Origin of the sequence: Kitasatospora sp. NPDC088346, assembly GCF_044740765.1 — a bacterium.
Lineage (GTDB): Bacteria > Actinomycetota > Actinomycetes > Streptomycetales > Streptomycetaceae > Kitasatospora.
Genome location: NZ_JBIURH010000005.1, coordinates 77,076 through 95,771 on the forward strand (window position 1 = coordinate 77,076; position 18,696 = coordinate 95,771).

At 76.7% G+C, this 18,696-nt stretch carries 17 protein-coding genes; 7 read left to right on the forward strand and 10 right to left on the reverse strand.

Annotated features, from left to right (window positions below; translation table 11 throughout):
• The first annotated feature begins 61 nt into the window (after positions 1–61).
• A complete protein-coding gene (locus ACIOFR_RS09725) occupies positions 62–1,264 on the forward strand; it encodes a cytochrome P450 (protein ID WP_400994203.1) in 1,203 nt (400 codons plus the stop codon).
• The gene (locus ACIOFR_RS09730; RefSeq protein WP_400994205.1) at positions 1,261–1,500 is read left to right on the forward strand and encodes a ferredoxin; all 240 of its coding nucleotides are present in this window, start codon (positions 1,261–1,263) and stop codon (positions 1,498–1,500) included. The genes ACIOFR_RS09725 and ACIOFR_RS09730 overlap by 4 nt, the downstream gene beginning before the upstream one ends.
• 32 nt (positions 1,501–1,532) lie before the next feature.
• Here ACIOFR_RS09730 and ACIOFR_RS09735 read toward each other — a convergent pair whose 3' ends face one another.
• Positions 1,533–2,117, reverse strand: a complete 585-nt coding sequence (locus ACIOFR_RS09735; RefSeq protein ID WP_400994713.1) for a helix-turn-helix domain-containing protein — start codon at positions 2,115–2,117, stop codon at positions 1,533–1,535.
• 67 nt (positions 2,118–2,184) lie between these two features.
• On the opposite strand from ACIOFR_RS09735, the gene ACIOFR_RS09740 reads away from it, so the two are divergent.
• The 3 genes from ACIOFR_RS09740 (at position 2,185) to ACIOFR_RS09750 (ending at position 3,767) form a co-directional block, all read left to right on the forward strand.
• Positions 2,185–2,889, forward strand: coding sequence for an AzlC family ABC transporter permease (locus tag ACIOFR_RS09740; protein ID WP_400994208.1), 705 nt, complete (start codon positions 2,185–2,187; stop codon positions 2,887–2,889).
• On the forward strand, positions 2,889–3,197 hold the full coding sequence (locus ACIOFR_RS09745) for an AzlD domain-containing protein (protein ID WP_400994210.1): 309 nt from the start codon (positions 2,889–2,891) through the stop codon (positions 3,195–3,197). Before ACIOFR_RS09740 ends, ACIOFR_RS09745 begins: the two co-directional genes overlap by 1 nt.
• Positions 3,198–3,332: 135 nt before the next feature.
• Positions 3,333–3,767: a CBS domain-containing protein gene (locus ACIOFR_RS09750; protein WP_400994212.1), complete on the forward strand. Its 435-nt coding sequence runs from the start codon at positions 3,333–3,335 to the stop codon at positions 3,765–3,767.
• Between the two features lie 50 nt (positions 3,768–3,817).
• Here the strand turns inward: ACIOFR_RS09750 and ACIOFR_RS09755 are convergent, their stop codons facing one another.
• From ACIOFR_RS09755 to ACIOFR_RS09780, 6 genes are all read right to left on the reverse strand, one after another.
• Positions 3,818–5,065, reverse strand: a complete 1,248-nt coding sequence (locus tag ACIOFR_RS09755; protein WP_400994214.1) for an MFS transporter — start codon at positions 5,063–5,065, stop codon at positions 3,818–3,820.
• 222 nt (positions 5,066–5,287) lie between these two features.
• On the reverse strand, positions 5,288–7,189 hold the full coding sequence (locus tag ACIOFR_RS09760; RefSeq protein ID WP_400994217.1) for an FUSC family protein: 1,902 nt from the start codon (positions 7,187–7,189) through the stop codon (positions 5,288–5,290).
• Positions 7,190–7,297: 108 nt separating this feature from the next.
• Positions 7,298–8,773 carry a glutamate synthase subunit beta gene (locus ACIOFR_RS09765; protein ID WP_400994220.1) on the reverse strand — a complete coding sequence of 492 codons (1,476 nt, stop codon included), beginning with the start codon at positions 8,771–8,773 and terminating at the stop codon, positions 7,298–7,300.
• A gap of 235 nt (positions 8,774–9,008) precedes the next feature.
• A complete protein-coding gene (locus ACIOFR_RS09770) occupies positions 9,009–10,025 on the reverse strand; it encodes a DUF2278 family protein (protein WP_400994223.1) in 1,017 nt (338 codons plus the stop codon).
• Positions 10,026–10,102: 77 nt separating this feature from the next.
• Positions 10,103–10,933 (reverse strand): RimK family alpha-L-glutamate ligase, encoded by an 831-nt coding sequence (locus ACIOFR_RS09775; protein ID WP_400994225.1) that lies wholly within the window; start codon positions 10,931–10,933, stop codon positions 10,103–10,105.
• On the reverse strand, positions 10,930–11,808 hold the full coding sequence (locus ACIOFR_RS09780) for a RimK family alpha-L-glutamate ligase (protein ID WP_400994228.1): 879 nt from the start codon (positions 11,806–11,808) through the stop codon (positions 10,930–10,932). Before ACIOFR_RS09780 ends, ACIOFR_RS09775 begins: the two co-directional genes overlap by 4 nt.
• A gap of 397 nt (positions 11,809–12,205) precedes the next feature.
• On the opposite strand from ACIOFR_RS09780, the gene ACIOFR_RS09785 reads away from it, so the two are divergent.
• Positions 12,206–12,853 carry an AAA family ATPase gene (locus ACIOFR_RS09785; protein WP_400994231.1) on the forward strand — a complete coding sequence of 216 codons (648 nt, stop codon included), beginning with the start codon at positions 12,206–12,208 and terminating at the stop codon, positions 12,851–12,853.
• 123 nt (positions 12,854–12,976) lie between these two features.
• The gene (locus tag ACIOFR_RS09790; protein ID WP_400994233.1) at positions 12,977–13,738 is read left to right on the forward strand and encodes a hypothetical protein; all 762 of its coding nucleotides are present in this window, start codon (positions 12,977–12,979) and stop codon (positions 13,736–13,738) included.
• Positions 13,739–13,757: 19 nt separating this feature from the next.
• On the opposite strand, the gene ACIOFR_RS09795 is transcribed toward ACIOFR_RS09790, so the two are convergent.
• From ACIOFR_RS09795 to ACIOFR_RS09805, 3 genes are all read right to left on the reverse strand, one after another.
• On the reverse strand, positions 13,758–14,405 hold the full coding sequence (locus tag ACIOFR_RS09795) for a response regulator (RefSeq protein ID WP_400994236.1): 648 nt from the start codon (positions 14,403–14,405) through the stop codon (positions 13,758–13,760).
• 48 nt (positions 14,406–14,453) lie between these two features.
• The gene (locus tag ACIOFR_RS09800) at positions 14,454–16,097 is read right to left on the reverse strand and encodes a sensor histidine kinase (protein ID WP_400994239.1); all 1,644 of its coding nucleotides are present in this window, start codon (positions 16,095–16,097) and stop codon (positions 14,454–14,456) included.
• A 129-nt stretch (positions 16,098–16,226) separates the two neighbouring features.
• Positions 16,227–18,695: a SpoIIE family protein phosphatase gene (locus ACIOFR_RS09805; RefSeq protein ID WP_400994242.1), complete on the reverse strand. Its 2,469-nt coding sequence runs from the start codon at positions 18,693–18,695 to the stop codon at positions 16,227–16,229.
• Between the last annotated feature and the right edge of the window lies 1 nt (position 18,696).

Consider the following 18,696-nt stretch of genomic DNA (forward strand, 5'->3'; position numbering starts at 1 on the left):
GTACGGTCGGAAAACGCGTGCTGCCCCCGCAGTTCGCGCACGGCCGACGCCAGGAGGACGGATGACCACCGAGCACCGCCAGGCACCCGAGGCACCGCTCGTCCCACTGCACTGCCTGCGCCACGCCGAACCCGGCCCACCCCGGCTGGCGGCCCTGCCGACCGGTACCCCGGTCTGGCTCTGCACCCGGCACGCGGACGTCCGCCAGGTGCTCACGGACCCGCGGATCGGCCGCGCACCGCTGTACGCCCCGGACGCGCCGCCGATCACGGTGACCCCGAACATCCTGGACGACCCCGACTCCATGCTGAACAGCGACGGCCCCGAGCACCAGAGAGTGCGCCGGACCGTCCAGCGGGCGTTCACCCCGCGCGCCATCGCCCGCTGGCGGCCCTGGGTCGCCTCCGCCGTCGAGGAGCTGATCGACCGGCTGGAGGACGCGGGCTCCCCCGTCGAGATCATCGGGTCCTACAGCCGCCCGCTGCCGGTCGCCGTGATCAGCCGCCTGATGGACCTGGACGGGCTGGACCTGGACCGACTCGGCCACTGGAGCGACCACGCGCTCTCCGCCACCGCGTACTCCGCCGAGGAGATCGCCACCGCGATGCGGGAGTTCGGGCGGTTCGGCCACCAGCTGGTCACCGCCCGCCGCAAGGAGCCCGGCGACGACCTGGTCAGCAGTCTGGTCCGGGCCGCCGACCAGACCGGCGGGGTGACCGAGGAGCAGCTCACCTCGCTGGTCTGCGGACTGGTGGTGGCCGGGCACGAGACCACCATGACCACCCTCGGCAACGCGCTGGTGTACCTGCTCGGCGAGGACCGCGCCGCCTGGCAGCGGATCGGTGCCGACCCGGAGGCGGTCACCCTGGCCACCGAGCAGATCCTGCGGACCATCCCGCTCGGGGACGCCGACACCTCCCCCGGGCTGCTGCGCCGCACCCTGGCGGAGGTGGAGATCGGCGGGGTGACCATCCCGGCGGGCGCCGTGGTGGCCGCCGACGCCACCGCCGCCAACCACGACCCGGCCGTCTACCCGGCGGGCCCCGCCGACCTGTTCGCGCCGGTCGGCACGCCGAGCCTGACCTTCGGCGCCGGCCCGCACCACTGCCTGGGCGCCTGGCTGGCCCGGATGGAACTGGAGCTCGCCCTGCACACCCTGGCCCGCCGGCTGCCCGGGCTGCGGCTGGCCGAGCCGGTCGAGGCGATCCGCTGGCGCCAGGGCCTGCTCACCCGCAGCCCGCTGGCGCTGGAGGTCGCCTGGTGAGCGCCGCCGGACCGCTGGAGGTCGCGGTGGACCGGGCGCGGTGCGTCGGCACCGGCCTGTGCGCGGCCACCGCCCCGGCCGACCTCGCGCTCGGCCCGGACGGCCGGGCACTGGCCCGGCAGGGCACGGCCGCCGCGCTCTCCGCGGAGCTGGCCGAGGCCGCCGAGATGTGCCCGGTGGAGGCGATCACGGTACGGCGCCCGGCCACCGGCGAGCAGGTCGCCCCGGCGTACTGACGGTCGGGCCCCCGGCCCCTCGGGCCGGCCGGTCAGACGTGCTCCATCACGATCAGCGCGGTGGTGTCGGGCTCCAGGGCCCGGAAGACGTGTGCCGCGTCGCCCGGGTACGCGATGTAGTCCCCCGGGCCGAGTTCGACCGGCTCCTCGGCCGGGCCCACCAGGGCCCGGCCGGTGCCGACCACGAGGTGCTCGGTGGTGCCGGCCATGTGCGGGTCGGAGACCCGCGAGCCGCCCGGCTGCGCCTCGATCCGGTAGAGGTCGCGCCGGGCGTTGGGCGGGCAGGAGGCCAGCAGGGTCGCCGCGTAGTCGGCCCGTTCCGAGTAGGTGACCGGCCCCTCGCCGACCCGGATCACCCGGACGGCCGGACGGGGCGGGTCCACCAGCCGGCTGAACGGGACGCCGAGCGCGACGCCGAGCGCCCAGAGGGTCTCCACGCTCGGGTTGCCGGCGCCCGACTCCAGCTGGGACAGCGTGGACTTGGCGATGCCCGCCCGCTTGGCCAGCTCGGTCAGCGAGAGGCCGACCCGGGTGCGCTCGCGGCGGATCGAGGCCGCGATCAGGGCGATCAGGTCGAGGCGGGGCGGCTCGGCCGCACCCGGCGACGGGGTTCCCATGTCGTTCGCTCCAGACGTCCACTCGTTCGGCTTGACGAACGCCGACCAGGCGTTCACTCTAATGGACATGAGTTCATCATGGCGAACGCTCGACCGCGCCATCCTTCACGACATCGCCCTGGTCTGCCTCGCCGACGCGGTAGTCGGTGCCTCCTTCGGCGCGATCTCCGTGGGCGGCGGGCTGCCCGCCTGGGTCCCGATCACGCTGTCCGTGCTGGTCTTCGCCGGCGGCTCCCAGTTCGCCGCGGTCGGCGTGCTGCTGGCCGGCGGCGGGCCGCTCGCCGCGGTCGCCACCGGGCTGGTACTCAACACCCGGCTGCTCCCGCTCGGCTTCGCCGTCGGCGACGTCCTGGGCGGAGCCCCCCGGTGGAAGCGGATGCTCGGGGCGCACCTGCTGACCGACGAGTCCGCGGCCTTCGCGCTGCAGCACCGGGACCCGCGCCGGCGCCGCACCGTGTACTGGCTCTGCGGCATCGCCCTGTTCCTCTGCTGGAACCTCGCGGTCGTCCTCGGGGCCGTGGCCGGCAGCGCGATCGGCGACACCGCCGCACTCGGCCTGGACGCCGCCTTCCCCGCCGTCCTGCTGGCCCTGCTGCTGCCGCTGCTCGACCGGCGCAGCACCCGCGACGCCGCCCTGATCGGCGCCGCAGCCGCCCTGCTGGCCACTCCGTTCCTGCCGCCGGGCCTGCCCGTCCTGCTGGCCCTGATCGGCCTGGCGCCGGCCGTCCGCACCGCGGCCACCGCCGCCACCGCCGCCAAGGAGGCGCGCTGATGCCCCTGTTCACCGTCCTCGCCCTCGCGGCCGGCACCTTCGCCCTGCGCCTGGCCGGCCCCGCCTTCCGCGACCGGCTGCGGCTGCCGGCCCACCTCCAGGAGCTGCTGTCGGTGGCCGCCCCCGTCCTGCTGGTCGCCCTGCTGGCCACCGCGACGCTCACCGAGGGCCACGGATTCGCCGGCTGGGCCAGGCCGGCGGGCGTGCTGGTCGCCGGCGTCCTGGCCCTGCGCCGGCTGCCGTTCCCGGTGGTCGTGGTCGCGGCGGCCGCCACCACCGCACTGCTGCGGCTGTGCGGGGTGGCCTGAGCCGTCGACGGTGAGGGCCGCGCGGGGCCGCTCCCGGGGCCGGGCCGTCCGCCCGAGCGATCATTCACGCGGGAACATATGGTGATCACACCATCACCCTCCGCACTTCGGTGCGGCACGAGGAGAGGACCTCACGTGATCACTGCCCGTGACATCATGCACAGCGGCGCCCAGTGCATCGACGGCAACCAGACCCTGATGGACGCGGCCCGGCTGATGCGCGAGATGGGCGTCGGTGCCCTGCCCATCTGCGGCCAGGACAAGATGCTGAAGGGCATCATCACCGACCGCGACATCGTGGTCCGATGTCTCGCCGAGGGCAAGGACCCGATGACGATGAAGGCCATGGAACTGGCCGGGCACCTGCACTGCGTACGGGCCGACGACGACATCGAAGCCGTGCTGAAGAAGATGGAGCAGCACCAGATCCGCCGGATCCCGGTGATCGACGACGGCAAGCTGATCGGCATGATCAGCGAGTCCGACCTCGCCAGCGGTCACCGCGAGGGGAACCTGCTGACCGACCGGCAGATCATCGAGTTCATGGACAGCATCTACCTCAGCCACTGAACCGGCACGGCGACGGCGCGGGAGCCCGGCTCCCGCGCCGTCGCCGTGGCTCAGGCTCCGGCGGGCACCGGCTCGGCGACGGTGGGCCCGGCCCCGGCCGGACCGGCCACCACCGGACCGGCCACGGTCGGCGCGGCCGCGGCCGGATCGGCGGAGCCACGCCGGTCGACGGCCCAGGAGACCGCGGCGACGACGCAGCCGACGGCCGCGAGCGCGGCCCCGACCAGGGTGGGCGAGGTCCAGCCGAGGCCCGCGCCGAGCGCGACGCCCCCGAGGTAGGCGCCCTGCGCGTTGGCCAGGTTGAAGGCGCCCTGGACGGTGGCGGACGCCAGGGTGGGCGCCTTGCGGGCCTTCTGCAGCACCAGGGTCTGCACGGTGGGCACGGTCGCGAAGCCGAACATCCCGATCAGCACCACCGTGAGCGCCGCCGACCAGCGGGCGTGCGCCGTCAGTGCGAACAGCGCCAGCGCCCCCGCCATCAGGAGGAAGGCCGCGCAGATGCTCGGCCGCAGCGCCCGGTCCGCCGCGTACCCGCCGATCGCGTTGCCGAGCGTCATGCCGACCCCGAACAGGGCGAGGACCAGCGTCACCGATCCCCGGCCGAAGCCGGCCACCTCGGTCAGCGTCGGGGTGATGTAGGTGTAGCAGGAGAACAGCCCGGCGCAGCCGAACACGACGGTGGCGAGCGCCGCCCAGAGCTGGCCGCTGCGGAAGGTGGAGAGCTCGGTGCGCAGACCGGCCTGCGGGTGGGCGGGCAGCCGCGGGACGAGCCGGGCCGTCGCGGCCACCCCGAGCGCGCCGATCGCGACCACCACCAGCATCGCGGCGCGCCAGCCGAGGTGCTGGCCGAGCAGGGTCGCGGCGGGGACGCCGAGGATGTTGGCGACCGTCAGGCCGGAGAACATCACCGACACCGCGCGGGCCCGCAGGTGCGGCGCGGCGAGCTCGGCGGCGGCGACCGCCCCGGCACCGAAGAACGCGCCGTGCGGCAGGCCGGTGATCAGTCGGGCGACGGCCAGCAGCGCGAAGTTCGGGGCCAGCGCGCAGAGCAGGTTGCCGGCGGTGAACAGCCCGGCCAGTCCGATCAGCACGGCCTTGCGGGGCAGCCGGGCACAGGCGGCGGTGAGCAGCGGGGCACCGATCACGACGCCCACGGCGTAGAGCGAGATCAGCCAGCCCGCCTGCGGGATCGTCACCTCCAGGTCGTCGGCGACCTGGGGCAGCAACCCCATCGCGGCGAACTCGGTGGTGCCGATGGCGAAGGCGGTGATGGCGAGGGCGACGAGCGCCAGTGGCATGAGGGGGCTCCGGGATCGCCCTGCGGCGGTACGGGGGTGGTGGGCGATCGCCGGTGACCACCGCTGGGGAGGCGGCGGCTGCCGGGCGGGGCTCGTCGGGCACCCGGCGCACCCGGTGCACCGCCGGGCGGCAGTCTACCGGGCGGCGGTCGGTCGCCCGGTGAACGGAGCAGGTGGGGAAGGTGTCGGGAGCGGTCCCGTGGAGGCGCCGCGAAGGGGCCGTCACGGAGCGGCCGGTGCCGCCTCGGTGGTGAGGGCCCGGATGCGCCCGAGCTCGCGGAGGATGTCGTCCAGGGTCCGGCAGTCCGTGGGGGCCGCTCCGGTCGACGGCCCGGGCCCGGTCGGGGCCGGGTCACGGCCGTCCAGGGCGTCCGCCAGGGCGTCGAGCGCGGCGGTGACCTGACGGGCCGCCGGCCCGCCGGGCCGGGGCGATCCGTGCTCGATGCGGACGGCGCACGCGGTGGCGGCGTCCGCGATGCGCTCGGCGCCGGTGGTGACCCGGATCCAGTCCAGGTCGGGGCCGGTGGTGAGTTCCGCGGCCGCGCCCTCGGCGGCGGTCCGGGCCTCGGCGAGCGCCCGGTACGCGGAGCGGCGCAGGTCGGCGCGGTGCTGCTGGCCGGGGGCGCCGGTGAGGACGTGGTCCAGGTAGCGGCGGGTGGTGCGCAGCGCGTGGGCGGAGCGGTGGCCGACCCGGGCCCGGGTGTCGGCGAGCCTCGGCAGGTGCCCGGCGAGCAGGACGACCACGCAGGCCAGAGCGGTGTCGGCGAGCCGGGAGGGGGCGGCCTGGCGGTCGCCGGCGGCCGAGACGAAGGCGAGCACGGTGAGCGTGACCACGGTGGTCTGGAGCGCGAAGTGCCGGGCCGCCACCGGGATCAGCGCGCCGGTGAGCACCACGGTCGCGACCGGCAGCCACGGCCGGTCGCTGGCGGCCGTGAGGGCGGCGAACAGCAGCACGCCGAGGGCGGTGCCGGTGAACCGGTTGACCACCCGGGAGAACAGCGGGCCGAAGTCGGGCTTGACCAGGAAGGCCGCGGTGACCGGCAGCCAGTACCAGTGCTCGGTGTGCAGCAGCAGGGCGGCCACCGTGCTGACGGTGACGCAGACCGCCACCCGCAGGCCGTACTCCCGGCCGGCCGGGCTCGCCGGGTGGACGCCGCGCGGTCCCTTCGGGGCGGGCGGCCGGACGGGGGCGGGGCCGCCGGCGAAGACCAGGCCCGCGTCGAGGACGGCCCGGTCGAAGGCGGTCCGGGCGGGGGTGTCGGACCGCGGGGCGGGCAGCGCTCCGGGGGTGCCGCCGGCACGGACGGCCCCGGCGAGGCGCCGGGGGCCGGCGGAGATCCTGGCCGGCAGCCGGGCGCCCTCCCAGAGCAGGGCGACGGCGGCCTCGCACAGCGCGGCCGCGGCGGCCAGGCGGCCGGCGAGTTCGGCCTGCTCGGGCCGGTCCCGGCCGGGCATCCTGATCAGCCGGTGCAGCCGCAGGGCCTGGTCGGCACGGTCGAGGGCGGCGGTCAGCCGGCGGCGGGCGGGCTCGGCGCCGGGGGTGCCGACTGCCTCCAGGGCGTCCGCGAGCGCGTCGAAGACGGCGGCGACGGCGAGCCGTTCGCCGTGGTGGCGGGGCCGCCTGCGGACGGGGCTCGGCGCGAGCCGCAGCAGGAGCAGCCAGCCGGCGCCGGTCAGGAAGGCGCCGGCCCGGGCCCAGCCGGGCAGGGCGAGTGCCATGCCGCCGCCGACGGCGGTGAGGACCAGGAGTTGGAGGGCGGCCGCGGAGCAGACCGGCCCGGCGACGCTGACCGCCCCCGAGAGCAGACCCACCGTCAGCAGGACCGGCACCGCCCACCAGCCGGCGGCGACGCCGAGCAGCAGGCCGAGGGCGCCGCCCAGGGCGGGGACACCGATCTGCACCAGGGCCGCCCGGCGGGTGCCGGGGCGGTCGTTGATGCCGGCGAAGAGGGCGCCCAGTCCGGCGAGCAGTCCCAGCGCGGGCCGGCCGGCGGCGATCCCGGCGCCGAGCAGCGGGCCCATGCCGCAGGCGCCGCGCAGCACGGCGGGCCAGGGCACGGGGGCGCGCTGCCAGCGCAGCGGGTGCGCCAGCCAGTCGGGTGGGCGGCGGGCGGTCCGGGGCACGGGTCTCCTCGGGCGGATGGCCTGGTCGGCGGTGTTCCCGAGCCTAGCGGTGCGGCTGGTCGGGGCTGCTGCGGGCCGGTTACGCGGGTGTGACGGCCCGGTCGCGGCTCACAGGGACACCGGGCGGTCGCCGGCGCCGATCGGGGCGGGCAGCTCGGTGGATCCGGTCAGGTAGCGGTCGACCGCGGCGGCCGCCGAGCGGCCCTCGGCGATCGCCCAGACGATCAGCGACTGGCCGCGGCCCGCGTCGCCGGCCACGAAGACGCCGTCGGCGGTGGTGGCGAAGTCCGCGTCCCGGCTGAGGGTGCCGGCCGGGTCGAGGCCGATCCCGAGCTGCGCCATCAGGCGGCTGTCCGGTTCGGGCCCGCGGAAGCCGAGGGCGAGCAGGACGAGCTCGGCCGGGAGGGTGTGGTCGGTGCCCGGGCGGGGGCTGCGCCCGGCCTGCTCGGCGTCCGCCAGCCGGACGCCGCCGACCCCGCCGCGGCCGTCGTCCTGGAAGCTCAGGGTGACCGCGGCGAACCGGCGCGGGTCGGCGGCCCGGGCCGACTCCCTGGCCTCCTCGTGCGAGGCGCTGACCCGGTAGACCTTGGGGTGGACCGGCCACGGCTCGGCGTCGGAGCGGGTCTCGCCGGGGCGCGGGTTGATGTCCAGCTGGGTGACGTCCGCGGCCTGCTGCCGCAGTGCGGTGCCCAGACAGTCGGCGGCGGTGTCACCGCCGCCGACGATCACGACGTGCCGGCCGGCGGCGCTGACCGGGGGCCGGTCGAGGTCGCCCTCGCCCACCCGGTTGGCGAGGGTGAGGTAGTCGACGGCCTGGTGGATCCCGGCCAGCTCCCGGCCCGGCACCGGCAGCTCGCGGCAGGCGGTGGCGCCGACGGCGACCACGACGGCGTCGTGCCGGGCGCGCAGCTGGTCGGCCGGCAGGTCGGTGCCGATGTCGACGCCGGTGCGGAAGCGGGTGCCCTCGGCGCGGAGCTGCTCGATCCGGCGGTCCAGGTGGCGCTTCTCCAGGCGGAAGGAGGGGATCCCGTAGCGGAGCAGCCCGCCGATCCGGTCGGCGCGCTCGTAGACGACCACGGTGTGGCCGGCCCGGGTGAGCTGCTGGGCGGCGGCCAGCCCGGCGGGGCCGGAGCCGACGACGGCGACGGTGCGGCCGGACAGCCGCTCGGGGGGCCGGGGTTCGGCCAGGCCGAGGTCCCAGGCGTGGTCGGCGACGGCGGCCTCGATGTTCTTGATCGTCACGGCGTCGCCGCCGTCGACGGCGAGCACGCAGGCGCTCTCGCAGGGGGCGGGGCAGAGCCGTCCGGTGAACTCGGGGAAGTTGTTGGTGGCGTGCAGGTGCTCGGCGGCCTGGCCCCAGTCGCCGCAGGAGACCAGGAAGTTCCAGTCCGGGATGAGGTTGCCGAGCGGGCAGCCGCTGTGGCAGAACGGGATGCCGCAGCCCATGCAGCGGCCGGCCTGGGAGCCGACCAGGGGCAGCGGCTGCCGGACGTACACCTCGTCCCAGTCCCGTACGCGTTCCCCGGTGGCCCGGCGTTCGCGCTGGACTCGCGGGGTGGTCAGGAAGCCCTTCGGATCGGCCATCGGCCGCCTCCGTCGTCCGCACCGGTCGCGCGCCCTGCACCTGTGGCCGGACGGTGGGCGTGGACGCGCGTCGGGCCGGTCCCGTGCCGCACGGGCCGACGGTCGGACCGCGCGCGGCGTGTCTGGCCACTGTACGTCCGTTCCGGCCGGTATTCGATCGGTCGCGAGCCGGCGCCGGGGGCGGGCGGCGCCGGCCCGGCGCCGGCCGTCGGGGTCAGGGTGCCCGCCGTCGGGGTCAGAAGGTGATCGACGCCCCCTCCCGGGCCGCCTGCCCCGCGGTGTAGCTGACGTCGTGCACGGTCCGGCCGGCCGGGTCGAGCAGGGTGATCCGGCCGCCGCCGTCGCCGAGCGTCAGGCCCTCGCCGGTCGCCACGGTGAGGGTCGCACCCGGTTCGAGGCGCTGGGCGGGCAGCGCGAGGCGTCGCCGCCGGGCGTCGGCGAGCTGCCAGTGCGCGAGGTCCACCGGGGCCGGGGAGGCGTTCACCAGGGTGACGGACTCGGCCTGCCGGTCGGGGCCCGGCGGGTTGACCAGGGCCGCCAGGATCCGCGGCGCCCGGGCCTGCTCGCGCTGGCCGGCGGGGCCGGCGGGCGCCTCGTCCAGGGCGTGGCCGGTGACGTCGTCGGTGTGCCAGGACTGCGACTGGAAGGCCAGGAAGACCGCCACCCAGCGGTCCTGCGACGGGATCCGCAGGAGCAGCGCGCCGTCCTGCCGGACGCCGTCGTCCCGCCGGTGGGCCGCCGCGTTGCCCTGGTTCATGTGCACGTCGTGGACGCCGTTGCCGGGCAGGAAGCCGAAGACCTTGTCCGGCAGGTGCGGCTCGCTCGGCCAGCGCTGCCCGAAGACGTACACGGTCGCGGCGGTGTCGGCGAGCACCCGCAGCACGTGGCGGTCCAGCAGGTCGGCCAGGTCGTTGTCGGCGCCCGGCAGGTCGGGGGGCAGCCGGCGCAGCGCGGCCGGGTCGAACAGCCCGTCACGGACGAAGTCGAGGCCGCCGCCGTCCGGCCGGGAGGGCAGCGGCGTCCAGCCGGAGGCGGGCGGCGGGAGCTGCTCCAGCAGCGGGTGTCGGAAGTCCTCGTCGACCAGGTGCAGCAGCTCCGAGGGCGCCTGGTCGGAGAGCACGTTGACGGCGGCCCGGAAGTCGGTGCCGCCCGCGTCGCGCAGGTGGAGCTGGTAGTGCGGGGTGTCGCGCCCGCCTTCGCGGCGCCGCGCGACCACGCGGGCGGCCAGCACGCCGTAGTGCTGCAGAGGCATCAGTCGTCCTCGCTGGTGGGAGGGCCGGGCGCGGGCCCGGTTCGGTCCTCGGGGACCTTCCCGTTGAACGAAGGCGGCTACCTTGCGGCTGCGCGGCGTTCGGGTGACAGCTCGGCGGCGCCCGGGAGTCGGCGCGGGGCGCGGCGGCCCGCGCCGGCCTCGACCGCCAGCGCGGCCAGCGCCCGCGGCGCGCCCGCCTGGCCCCGGATCCCCGGGAAGGCGTTGATGTCGACGATCAGCGGCCGGCCCGCCACGTCCAGCACGTCGACCCCGTACACGTCCAGCCCGAACGCCTCGCCCACCGCGCGTGCCAGCGCGGCCCAGCCCGCCGGCAGCCGGGCGATCCGCTGGTGCGGCAGCGGTGGGCCGTCGGCCAGTTCGGAGCGGCGCAGCTCGGCGAAGACCTGCCCGTCCACCACCCACAGCTTGTGGTCCCAGCCGTCGCCCGGGGCGAGGTCCTGGACGACGAGCGGCTCGTGCGGGTGGCTCGCGGCCAGCCGGGCCACCTGGGCCGGGGTCGTGACGCGGGCGACCAGGTCGCCCTTGCGGCTGTGCCGGCTCTTGACCACCAGCGGCCGGTCGACCGGCAGGCGGTCCGCGGTGGCCGTCCTGGTCGGGGCGAACGGCAGTCCGGCCTGCCGGGCGCGGTCGGCCATCAGCAGCCGGTCCTGGCAGAACGCCGTGGCGACGGCCGAGTTGAGCACCGGGACGCCGGCCGCCTCCAGCCCGGACGCCAGGGCGAGTGCCGCGGGGGTGCGCGCCTTGAGCAGGTAGACCGCGGCCGGATCGGCGGGCGGGCCGGCCTCGGGTGCCAGTGCCTCGACCGTGTGCCCGGCCGCCCGCAGCAGGTCGGCCGTACCGGCGAGCAGCGGGTGGCCGGGGTCGGGCGTGATCAGCCCGACCCTCACAGCGCGCCGCCGATGCCCAGCGGGGACGCCACCAGCCGAGGGGTCGGGACGGACGGCCAGGACGAGCCGGTGCCGGCCAGCCGGACCACCGCGTCGGCCACCGTGTCCACGGCGTCCGGCACCTGGCGGAAGCTCGGGAAGTCGTTGACGTCGACGACCACCGGACCGTCCGGGCCGAGCAGCACGTCCACCCCGTACAGGTCGAGCCCGAACACCTCGCCGACCTGCGCGGCCACCGCCGCGACCTCAGCACTGAGCGCCACCGGCCGTTCCCGGTGCGGGTGGTGCGGGTGCAGCGGCGAGGTCCGTTCGGTGGCGAACAGCTCACCGCCCGCGCAGTAGACCTTGAGGTCGACGCCGGGATTGGCGACGTACGGCTGCGCGATCAGCAGCCCCTCCCCGGCGAGTTCGGCGGCCAGCGCGGGCAGTTGGTCGGGCCGCTCGACCAGGTGCACGGCCCGGCCGGAGCTGCCGTCGGCGGGCTTGACCACCAGCGGGTAGTGCTCGTCGGGTATCCGGGCGAACTCGGCCGGGTCGGCGGCGGCCCAGGTCTGCGGCACGGGCAGGCCGTGGTGGGCGGCGATGATCGCGGCCTGGGCCTTGTCCCGGACCGGCCGGATCGCCCGGGCGTCGTTGACGGTGGTCAGGCCGAACCCGGCCGCGGCCTCCAGCAGGCCGAGACCCGGCCCGCCGGACACCGTCTTGAGCACCCAGGCGTCGTGCTGCCCGGAGCGGATCAGGGTGCCGAGGTCGAGCAGCGATCCGCCCGGCCGCAGGACGTCGACGCGGTGGCCCCACTCGGTCAGTCTGCGCACCACGTCCAGTGGCATGCCGTCGTTCCGGTAGTGCTCCTCGACCAGGAAGCAGAACCTCATCCCGTACAACTCCTGTCCCCCCGCGAAGACCGCGGCGCTGGTGTAGCGCCTCAGGATGCCACGGATCGGTCGGCCAAGATCGCGCGGTGGGTCCCGGAACGGCCACAGCCCGGTCACAGCTGAGGGTGGCCGCTTCCTGACGGAGTGTTTGCGCCCGGCGCGCGCGGCCCCGGTGGCTTCGTGCACCAACGGCCCCCGTCCCCGGGCCCGGCCGGCCCCCGCGCGGTCCGCGTCCGACGCCGGGGGACGGCCCCCGACCGGCCCGGGCCCCGGCGTGGAGCGGTCCCCGCAGGCCACAGCCCTGTCACAGGCCTCGGAACGACGGCCGCAGCCCATTACCCTCTCTTGGGAAAGCCTTTCCCCGCGGGGAGGGGACCCGGGTACCGAAGGAGGGGCGGTGCGCGAAATCCTCGGACCCGCTCCGGCGCCGGGCGCCGCGACCGGGCGGTCCGGACCGCGCGGCACGCTCCGCCCGGCCGGGCTGCACGATCTCAGGAAGCGGCCCGCACCGGTCGCGCTGCGCTACCCGCCGGCCGACCTGGTGGTGGTCTCCGGCCTGCCCGGCAGCGGCAAGAGCACCCTGCTGCGCCGGTGCGCCCGGGCCCGGGTGATCGACTCCCAGCACGTCCGCGAGCACTACCAGGCCCGGCTGCCCGCCCGGCTCCCGTACGCGCTCTACCGGCCGCTGGTGCGGCTCAGCCACTACCTGCGGCTGCGCCGGGCCCTGCGCGCCGGCGGCCCGCTGCTGGTGCACGACTGCGGGACGCTGCCCTGGGTACGCGGCTGGCTGGCCCGCACCGCCGCCCGGCAGGGCCGCGCGCTGCACCTGGTCCTGCTGGACGTCAGCCCCGCCGAGGCCGCCGAGGGCCAGGCCGCCCGCGGCCGGCGGGTCTCCGCGTACGCCTTCGGCCGGCACCGCCGCGCCACCGCCGGGCTGCGCGAGCGGCTGGCCGGGTCGGGCGGTCCGCCGGCGGGCTGCGCCTCGGCGGTGGTGCTGGACCGGGCCGGGGCGCTGGACCTCCAGGACATCGAGTTCACCGCCTGAGCCCCGGCGCTCCGGCCGCTCGGGACGGCGCACCGGCCGGATGTCACCCGGCCGGGCGCGGCGGACAGGGTGAGGTGCGCGCGTCGCCCGGCACCGCCGCCGGCGCTCGCTACTGTGCTGCCCATGCCCACCCCCCACCCCGAGCGCGGCCCCCGCGCGCGTCGGCTCGCCGACCGCCTGACCGCGCAGTACCGCACCCCGATCGAGCCGCAGTACGACCAGGGCCGGCGATGCTGGACGCTGCGCTGGTACGACGGGCCGCCGCTGGCCGCCGTACGGGCCGCCCTCGGGCAGCTCGGGCCGGACGCCGAACGGGTCCTGGTCCGCCGCGACCTGACCACCCGTGCCCTGGTGCTGGCCGCCGTCCGGGAGACCAGGGCCGGCGCCATGCACCGCTGGGTCGGCAGCTGGGGCCAGCGCTACCACCTGGAGCAGATCCTGGCCGACCGGCCCCACCCCGACCGGACCGACGGGCCCCGCGAGGCCGCGATGCTGGAACGCCTGCTGGCCGCCGCCACCGCCGAGCACGGGCGCTGGACCCACCCCGACGAGAACAAGGCCTTCGAACTGATCGCCCGGAACGGCATCGCCTGGCTGCTGCCCGAGGACCGGCTGGCCGGCCCGCACGACCGCGACGGCCTCGCGCTGGACCCGCTGGAGTACCTGACGGCCCGCTACGCCACCGGCGTGCACCGCGCCGCGTGGGAGACCGCGCTCGCCACCATGCCGCTGCGGGCCGCCGTCACCGCCGCCCGCGACGACGCCGAACCGACCCCGGACGCGGCGCGGGCCGCGCTCGCGCTGCTGCCCGCGCTGCGCTCCCAGCTCACCGCGGACCTCGACCGCACCCAGGACCGGCTGAGCCGGGCGGCCGCGCCGGTGTGACCGGCCCTCAGGACCCCTCCTACAGACCCGCGTCGCGGGCCAGCAGCGCGGCCTGGACCCGGTTGTCGCAGTGCAGCTTGGCCAGGATCCGGCTGACGTACGTCTTCACGGTCGCCTCGCTCATGTGCAGCCGGGCCCCCGCGTCCGCGTTCGACAGGCCCTCCCCGAGCAGCTCCACCACCTGGCGCTCGCGTTCGGTCAGCACCGCCAGCCGGGCCCGGGCCGCCTCGCCGCGGGCGCCGGCCGGCCCGGCCGCCAGGCTGTCGACGATGTGCCGGGTCGCGGCGGGCGACAGGAAGGCGTGGCCGGTGGCGGCGGCCCGGACGGCCTGGATCAGCTCGGCGGGGGCGGTGTCCTTCAGCAGGAACCCGGCGCCCCCGGCGCTGACCGCGCGCAGCACGTTCTCGCGCTCGCCGAAGGTGGTGAGGATCAGCGCGCGGGTGCCGGGGGCGGCCCGCGGCAGTTCGGCGAGCGCGCTGAGACCGTCGAGCACCGGCATCTGGATGTCCAGCAGCACCACGTCCACCGCGTGGGTGCGGGCGAGTTCGAGCGCCTGGCGGCCGTCGGCGGCCTCGGCCACCACCTCGATGTCCTCGGCGGAACCGAGGATGAGCCGGATGCCGGCCCGGATGAGCGGCTCGTCGTCGGCCACGAGGACCCTGATCACTGCGGTCTCCTGTTACTGCCGGATCTGTCCTGCCGCGGTGGCCGACCCCTACACCTTCGCACGATAGTGCTGCTTGTCGATCAGCAGACCGCCCCGGAAGCAGAACCGGACCACGTCCTGGGTGTCGATGCCGGAGTCGTCGTCGGTGGCGAACCAGCGGCAGGAGGCGTCCGGCGGCAGGTCGGGGCCGGTGCCCTCGAACCCGTTGGTCAGGAAGTCGCTGGCGACGGGCAGCACCGCGAGCACCTCGGACTCGGGACTGCCCACCGCGATCTCGTCGTACTGCGCCACCGTGACGGTCGAATTCTCCACCGCGTCCACCAGCTTGATGCCGCCCCAGGTCACCACCCCGGCCGAGACCAGCAGCACGACCGCCGCACCCACCGCGCACCCCACCACCGGCCCGCGGCGGGCCACCGGCAGCGGTTCGGGCTGCGGCAGCCACAGCCCGTCCTCCTCGGCCGGCGCGCGGCCGGTGCTGTCGTACGGGAGCAGACCGGCCAGCCGGTAGCCGCCGTCCGCGGTGGGGCCGGCGTGCACGATGCCGCCGAGCAGCCTGGCCCGCTCGCGCAGGCCGGTCAGACCCTGGCCACCGCTGACCGCCGACGGCGGCTCACCGGCCGGGCCGTTGACCACCTCGACGACCAGGGTGTCCGGCTCGTACCGCAGCGACACCGCGATCGGGGCGCCCGGCGCGTGCTTGTGCGCGTTGGTGAGCCCCTCCTGGACGATCCGGTACGCGCCGTGGCCGGTGGCGACGGCGAGCGGGCGGGGCTCGCCGTCCCGGCGCAGCGCCACGTCGGTACCGGCGGCCCGGGACGCGTCGGCCAGCCGCTCCAGCGCGTCCACCCCGCCGGCCTCGGGGACGGTGTCGTCGCGCAGCAGGCCGACCACCTCGCGCAGCTCGCGCATCGCGCCGGTGGCGGCCTGCCGCAGCACGCCGACCGCCTCCCGCTGCCCGGCGCTGAGGGTGCGGTCGACCTCCAGGGCGCCGGTGTGCACGGCGATCAGGGCGAGCTGGTGGCCGAGGCTGTCGTGCATGTCCTGGGCGATCCGGTGGCGTTCGCGCAGCCGCGCCTGGTGGGCGACCATGCTGCGTTCGCGCAGCAGCTGCTCGTTGCGTTCGCGCAACGCCCCCAGCAGGGTGCGGCGCTGCGCCAGGTAGCGGCTGACCACGGCGGGCAGGACCGCCAGCATCATGAAGGTGACCAGCACGATGGCCAGCTTGGCGGGCGGCGGAAGGGTCGCGGTGTCCGCGCCGAGCACCGTCGCGGCCATGGCCAGGAAGGCCGCCGCGAAGAACGACGTCAGCGGCGCCGGGCGCAGGATCCGGCGGCCGCCCGACCAGCCGGCGACCACCAGCACCGGCACGAAGCCGCCCAGCCAGCCGGCACCGCCCGCGGCCAGCACCACGACCGGTCCGGGCAGGCCCCGGCGCAGCAGGAACAGGACGGCGGTGACGGCGCCGACGGCGACGCCGCGCGCGGAGCCGGCGTCGTCGACGCTCTCCAGACCGGCCGCCAGCACGCCCAGGGCGAGCGCGCAGACGCCCTCGCGGACCAGCACCCTGCGGGACCAGGGGCCGGGCAGGGCGCGGCGCAGCAGGGCGCGCGGGGTCGGCGGGGTCAGGGCCCGCAGGGCCCGCTTCGGCAGGGCGCGGATCTCGGACGCGGTCGGGCTGGTCGGTGTCACGGGGACAGAGGGTAACGGGGTCGCCGGTGCGGCCGCTGTCGCGGTTGGTCGTCGGCGGGCGCGACGAAAGTCGACGGCGGCCGGTGCGGGGTGCCGGGCGCGGGGTGCGGGTGTCGTCCCGGTCGGGTGTCAGTCGCGGCCGGCGAGCAGCAGGGCGACGTCGTCGGCCCGGTGGGAGGACCCGCTGGCGTCGCCCACCAGCCGGTCGGCGAGCGCGTCCAGGCTGCCGGTCAGGTCGTGCGCGAGCGAGGTGCGCAGGCGGTCGATGCCGAGTTCGATCGGGCTGCCGGGATCCTCGACCAGGCCGTCGGTGTACAGCGCGAGGACCGCGCCGGACGGGATCCAGAACTCGGTGACCGGGAACTGCACCGCCCCGTCGATGCCGAGCAGCGGCCCGCCCTCCAGCGCGAGGACCTCGGTCCGGCCGCCCGGGTGGCGCAGCAGCGGGGGGAGGTGGCCGGCCCGGACGCCCTCGGCCCTGCCGGTCGCGGGGTCGATGCGCAGCAGGCAGCAGCTGGCGAGCAGCCCGGCGTCGAGATCGAGCAGCAGCTGGTTGGTCCGGGCGAGGACCTCGTCCGGCGCGGCGCCGCCGCTGGCGAAGGCCCGTACGGCGCTGCGCAGCTGGCCCATGGTGGCGGCCGCGCCGACGTTGTGGCCCTCCACGTCGCCGATCACCAGGCACAGGCCCATCGGGGTGGTGACGGCGTCGTACCAGTCCCCGCCGATCTCCATGCCCTGGGTGCCCGGCAGGTAGCGGGCGGCCGTGGTCAGGCCGGGGACGGCGGGCAGGCGGTGCGGCAGCAGGGCCTGCTGGAGGCCGCGGGCGAGGGCGAACTCGGCGTCGTACAGGCGGGCCCGCTCCAGCGCCTGGGCGATCAGGCCGCCGAGGGCGGTGAGCACGGACCGTTCCTCGGCGGTGAAGGCGCGGGGGTGGTCGAAGCCGAGGATGCAGCTTCCGACGGGGTGGCCGGAGGCGACCAGCGGGAGGAAGGCCCAGGCGCACATCTCGTCCCGGGGGATGCCCGGGTAGGCGGCGAGCAGCTCGCGGGGGGACTCGAAGAAGATCGGGGCGCCGCTGCTGAACACCTCGGTGCCGGGCAACCGGGAGCGGATCGGTATGCCCTCGAAGGAGTCCAGGAAACCGGTCGGGTAGCCGCTCTGCGACACCAGGTGCATCCGGCCGTCGCGGGCCAGGTAGAGGGCCAGTTCCTGGCCGCCGAAGCCGGGGAGGATCTGCTCGATCACGCACGCCGACACCTCGCGCACGGTGACGGCCTCGGTGAGCGCGCTGGCCAGTTGCAGCAGGTGGTAGAACGCGCCGGGGCGCGGCGGGGTGGCGGGCGGTGCCTCGGGCAGCGCGTCCAGGTGCTCGCCGCTGGGCGCCGCGGGCACCACCCGGCCGGTGACGCCGTACGAGTCGGGGTAGAGCGAGAAGGCCAGCCAGTGGTCGGGCGGGCGGCGGGCCAGGAAGGCGGTCGGCTGCTGGGAGACCATCGCCGCCCGGTAGCGGTCCTCGTACACCGGGTCGGTGAGCCAGGGCAGGGTCTCCCACGGGTGGCGGCCGATGAGCTGGGACCGCCGGGCGCCCAGGTGCAGTTCGGCGCTGCGGTTGACGTACGCCACCCGGCCGTCCGGGTGCAGGGCGAAGACCCCGTCGCGCAGGCGTTCCACGGCGGCCGCGGCGGCGGAGCCGGCCGTGCTGTCCAGCACGGTGACCACGAGGTGGCCGGAGCCCAGCGGGACCCGGCCGCGCAACTCGACCGTCCGGTAGCCGCCGCTGTGGTCGCGGACCTGCACCTGGCGGCTGAACGGCCGGCCGTCCCGGAGGGCGGCCCGGGCGGCCGCCCGCAGCGAGCGGACGTCGTCCGGGGCGAGCCGGGCGACCAGCGTCGCCCACCGGCCGTCGAACTCCTCCGGACCGAGCCCGAGGATCCGGGAGAGCTCCTCGTCCGCGCTGAGCCGGCCGGTGGCGGGTTCCCAGTCCAGGCTCCCGATCAGGGTCGCCTGGTCGGTGGGCGGGGGCAGCCGCAGGACCTTCGGCTCCGGCCCGGCCACGATTTCCTCCCCGAACGCCGCCAGGCCGCCCGCCAGCCGGTTGGCGACCGTGCGCAGCTGCCGGCGGATCCCCGGTGGCGGGCCGCCGGCCGCGCCGGGCCACAGCAGCATCAGCGCGCCGTACCCGTGGTCGGCGGACGCCAGGGGGACGGAGGCGCTGGCGTAGGAGTACGGCAGCCCGACGGCCATCCGGGGAAAGCGCCGCATCGTCTCCTCGGCGTCGGCCAGGATCACGGTGCGGCCGGTGCGGTGCGCCTCGGCGGCGGGCAGCGGTGCGGCGACCGGGATCCGCCGGAAGCCGTCGATCACGTGCAGCGGGATGCCGACGACGGTGCTCAGCACCAGCGAGCGCCGGTCGGGCGAGCGGAGGTAGACCACGCCGCCGTACGCCGAGGTGCCCCGGACGGCGCGCAGCAGGGAGTCCGCGAGCAGCCGGTCGACAGCCTCCCGGGACGGCGCTCGGGCACCGGCGGCCCGTGTCGCTCCGGTCTGAGCGGTGGAAGCCGGCGGGCCGTGCTGGTCCGCCGGCACACCCTGTCGCATG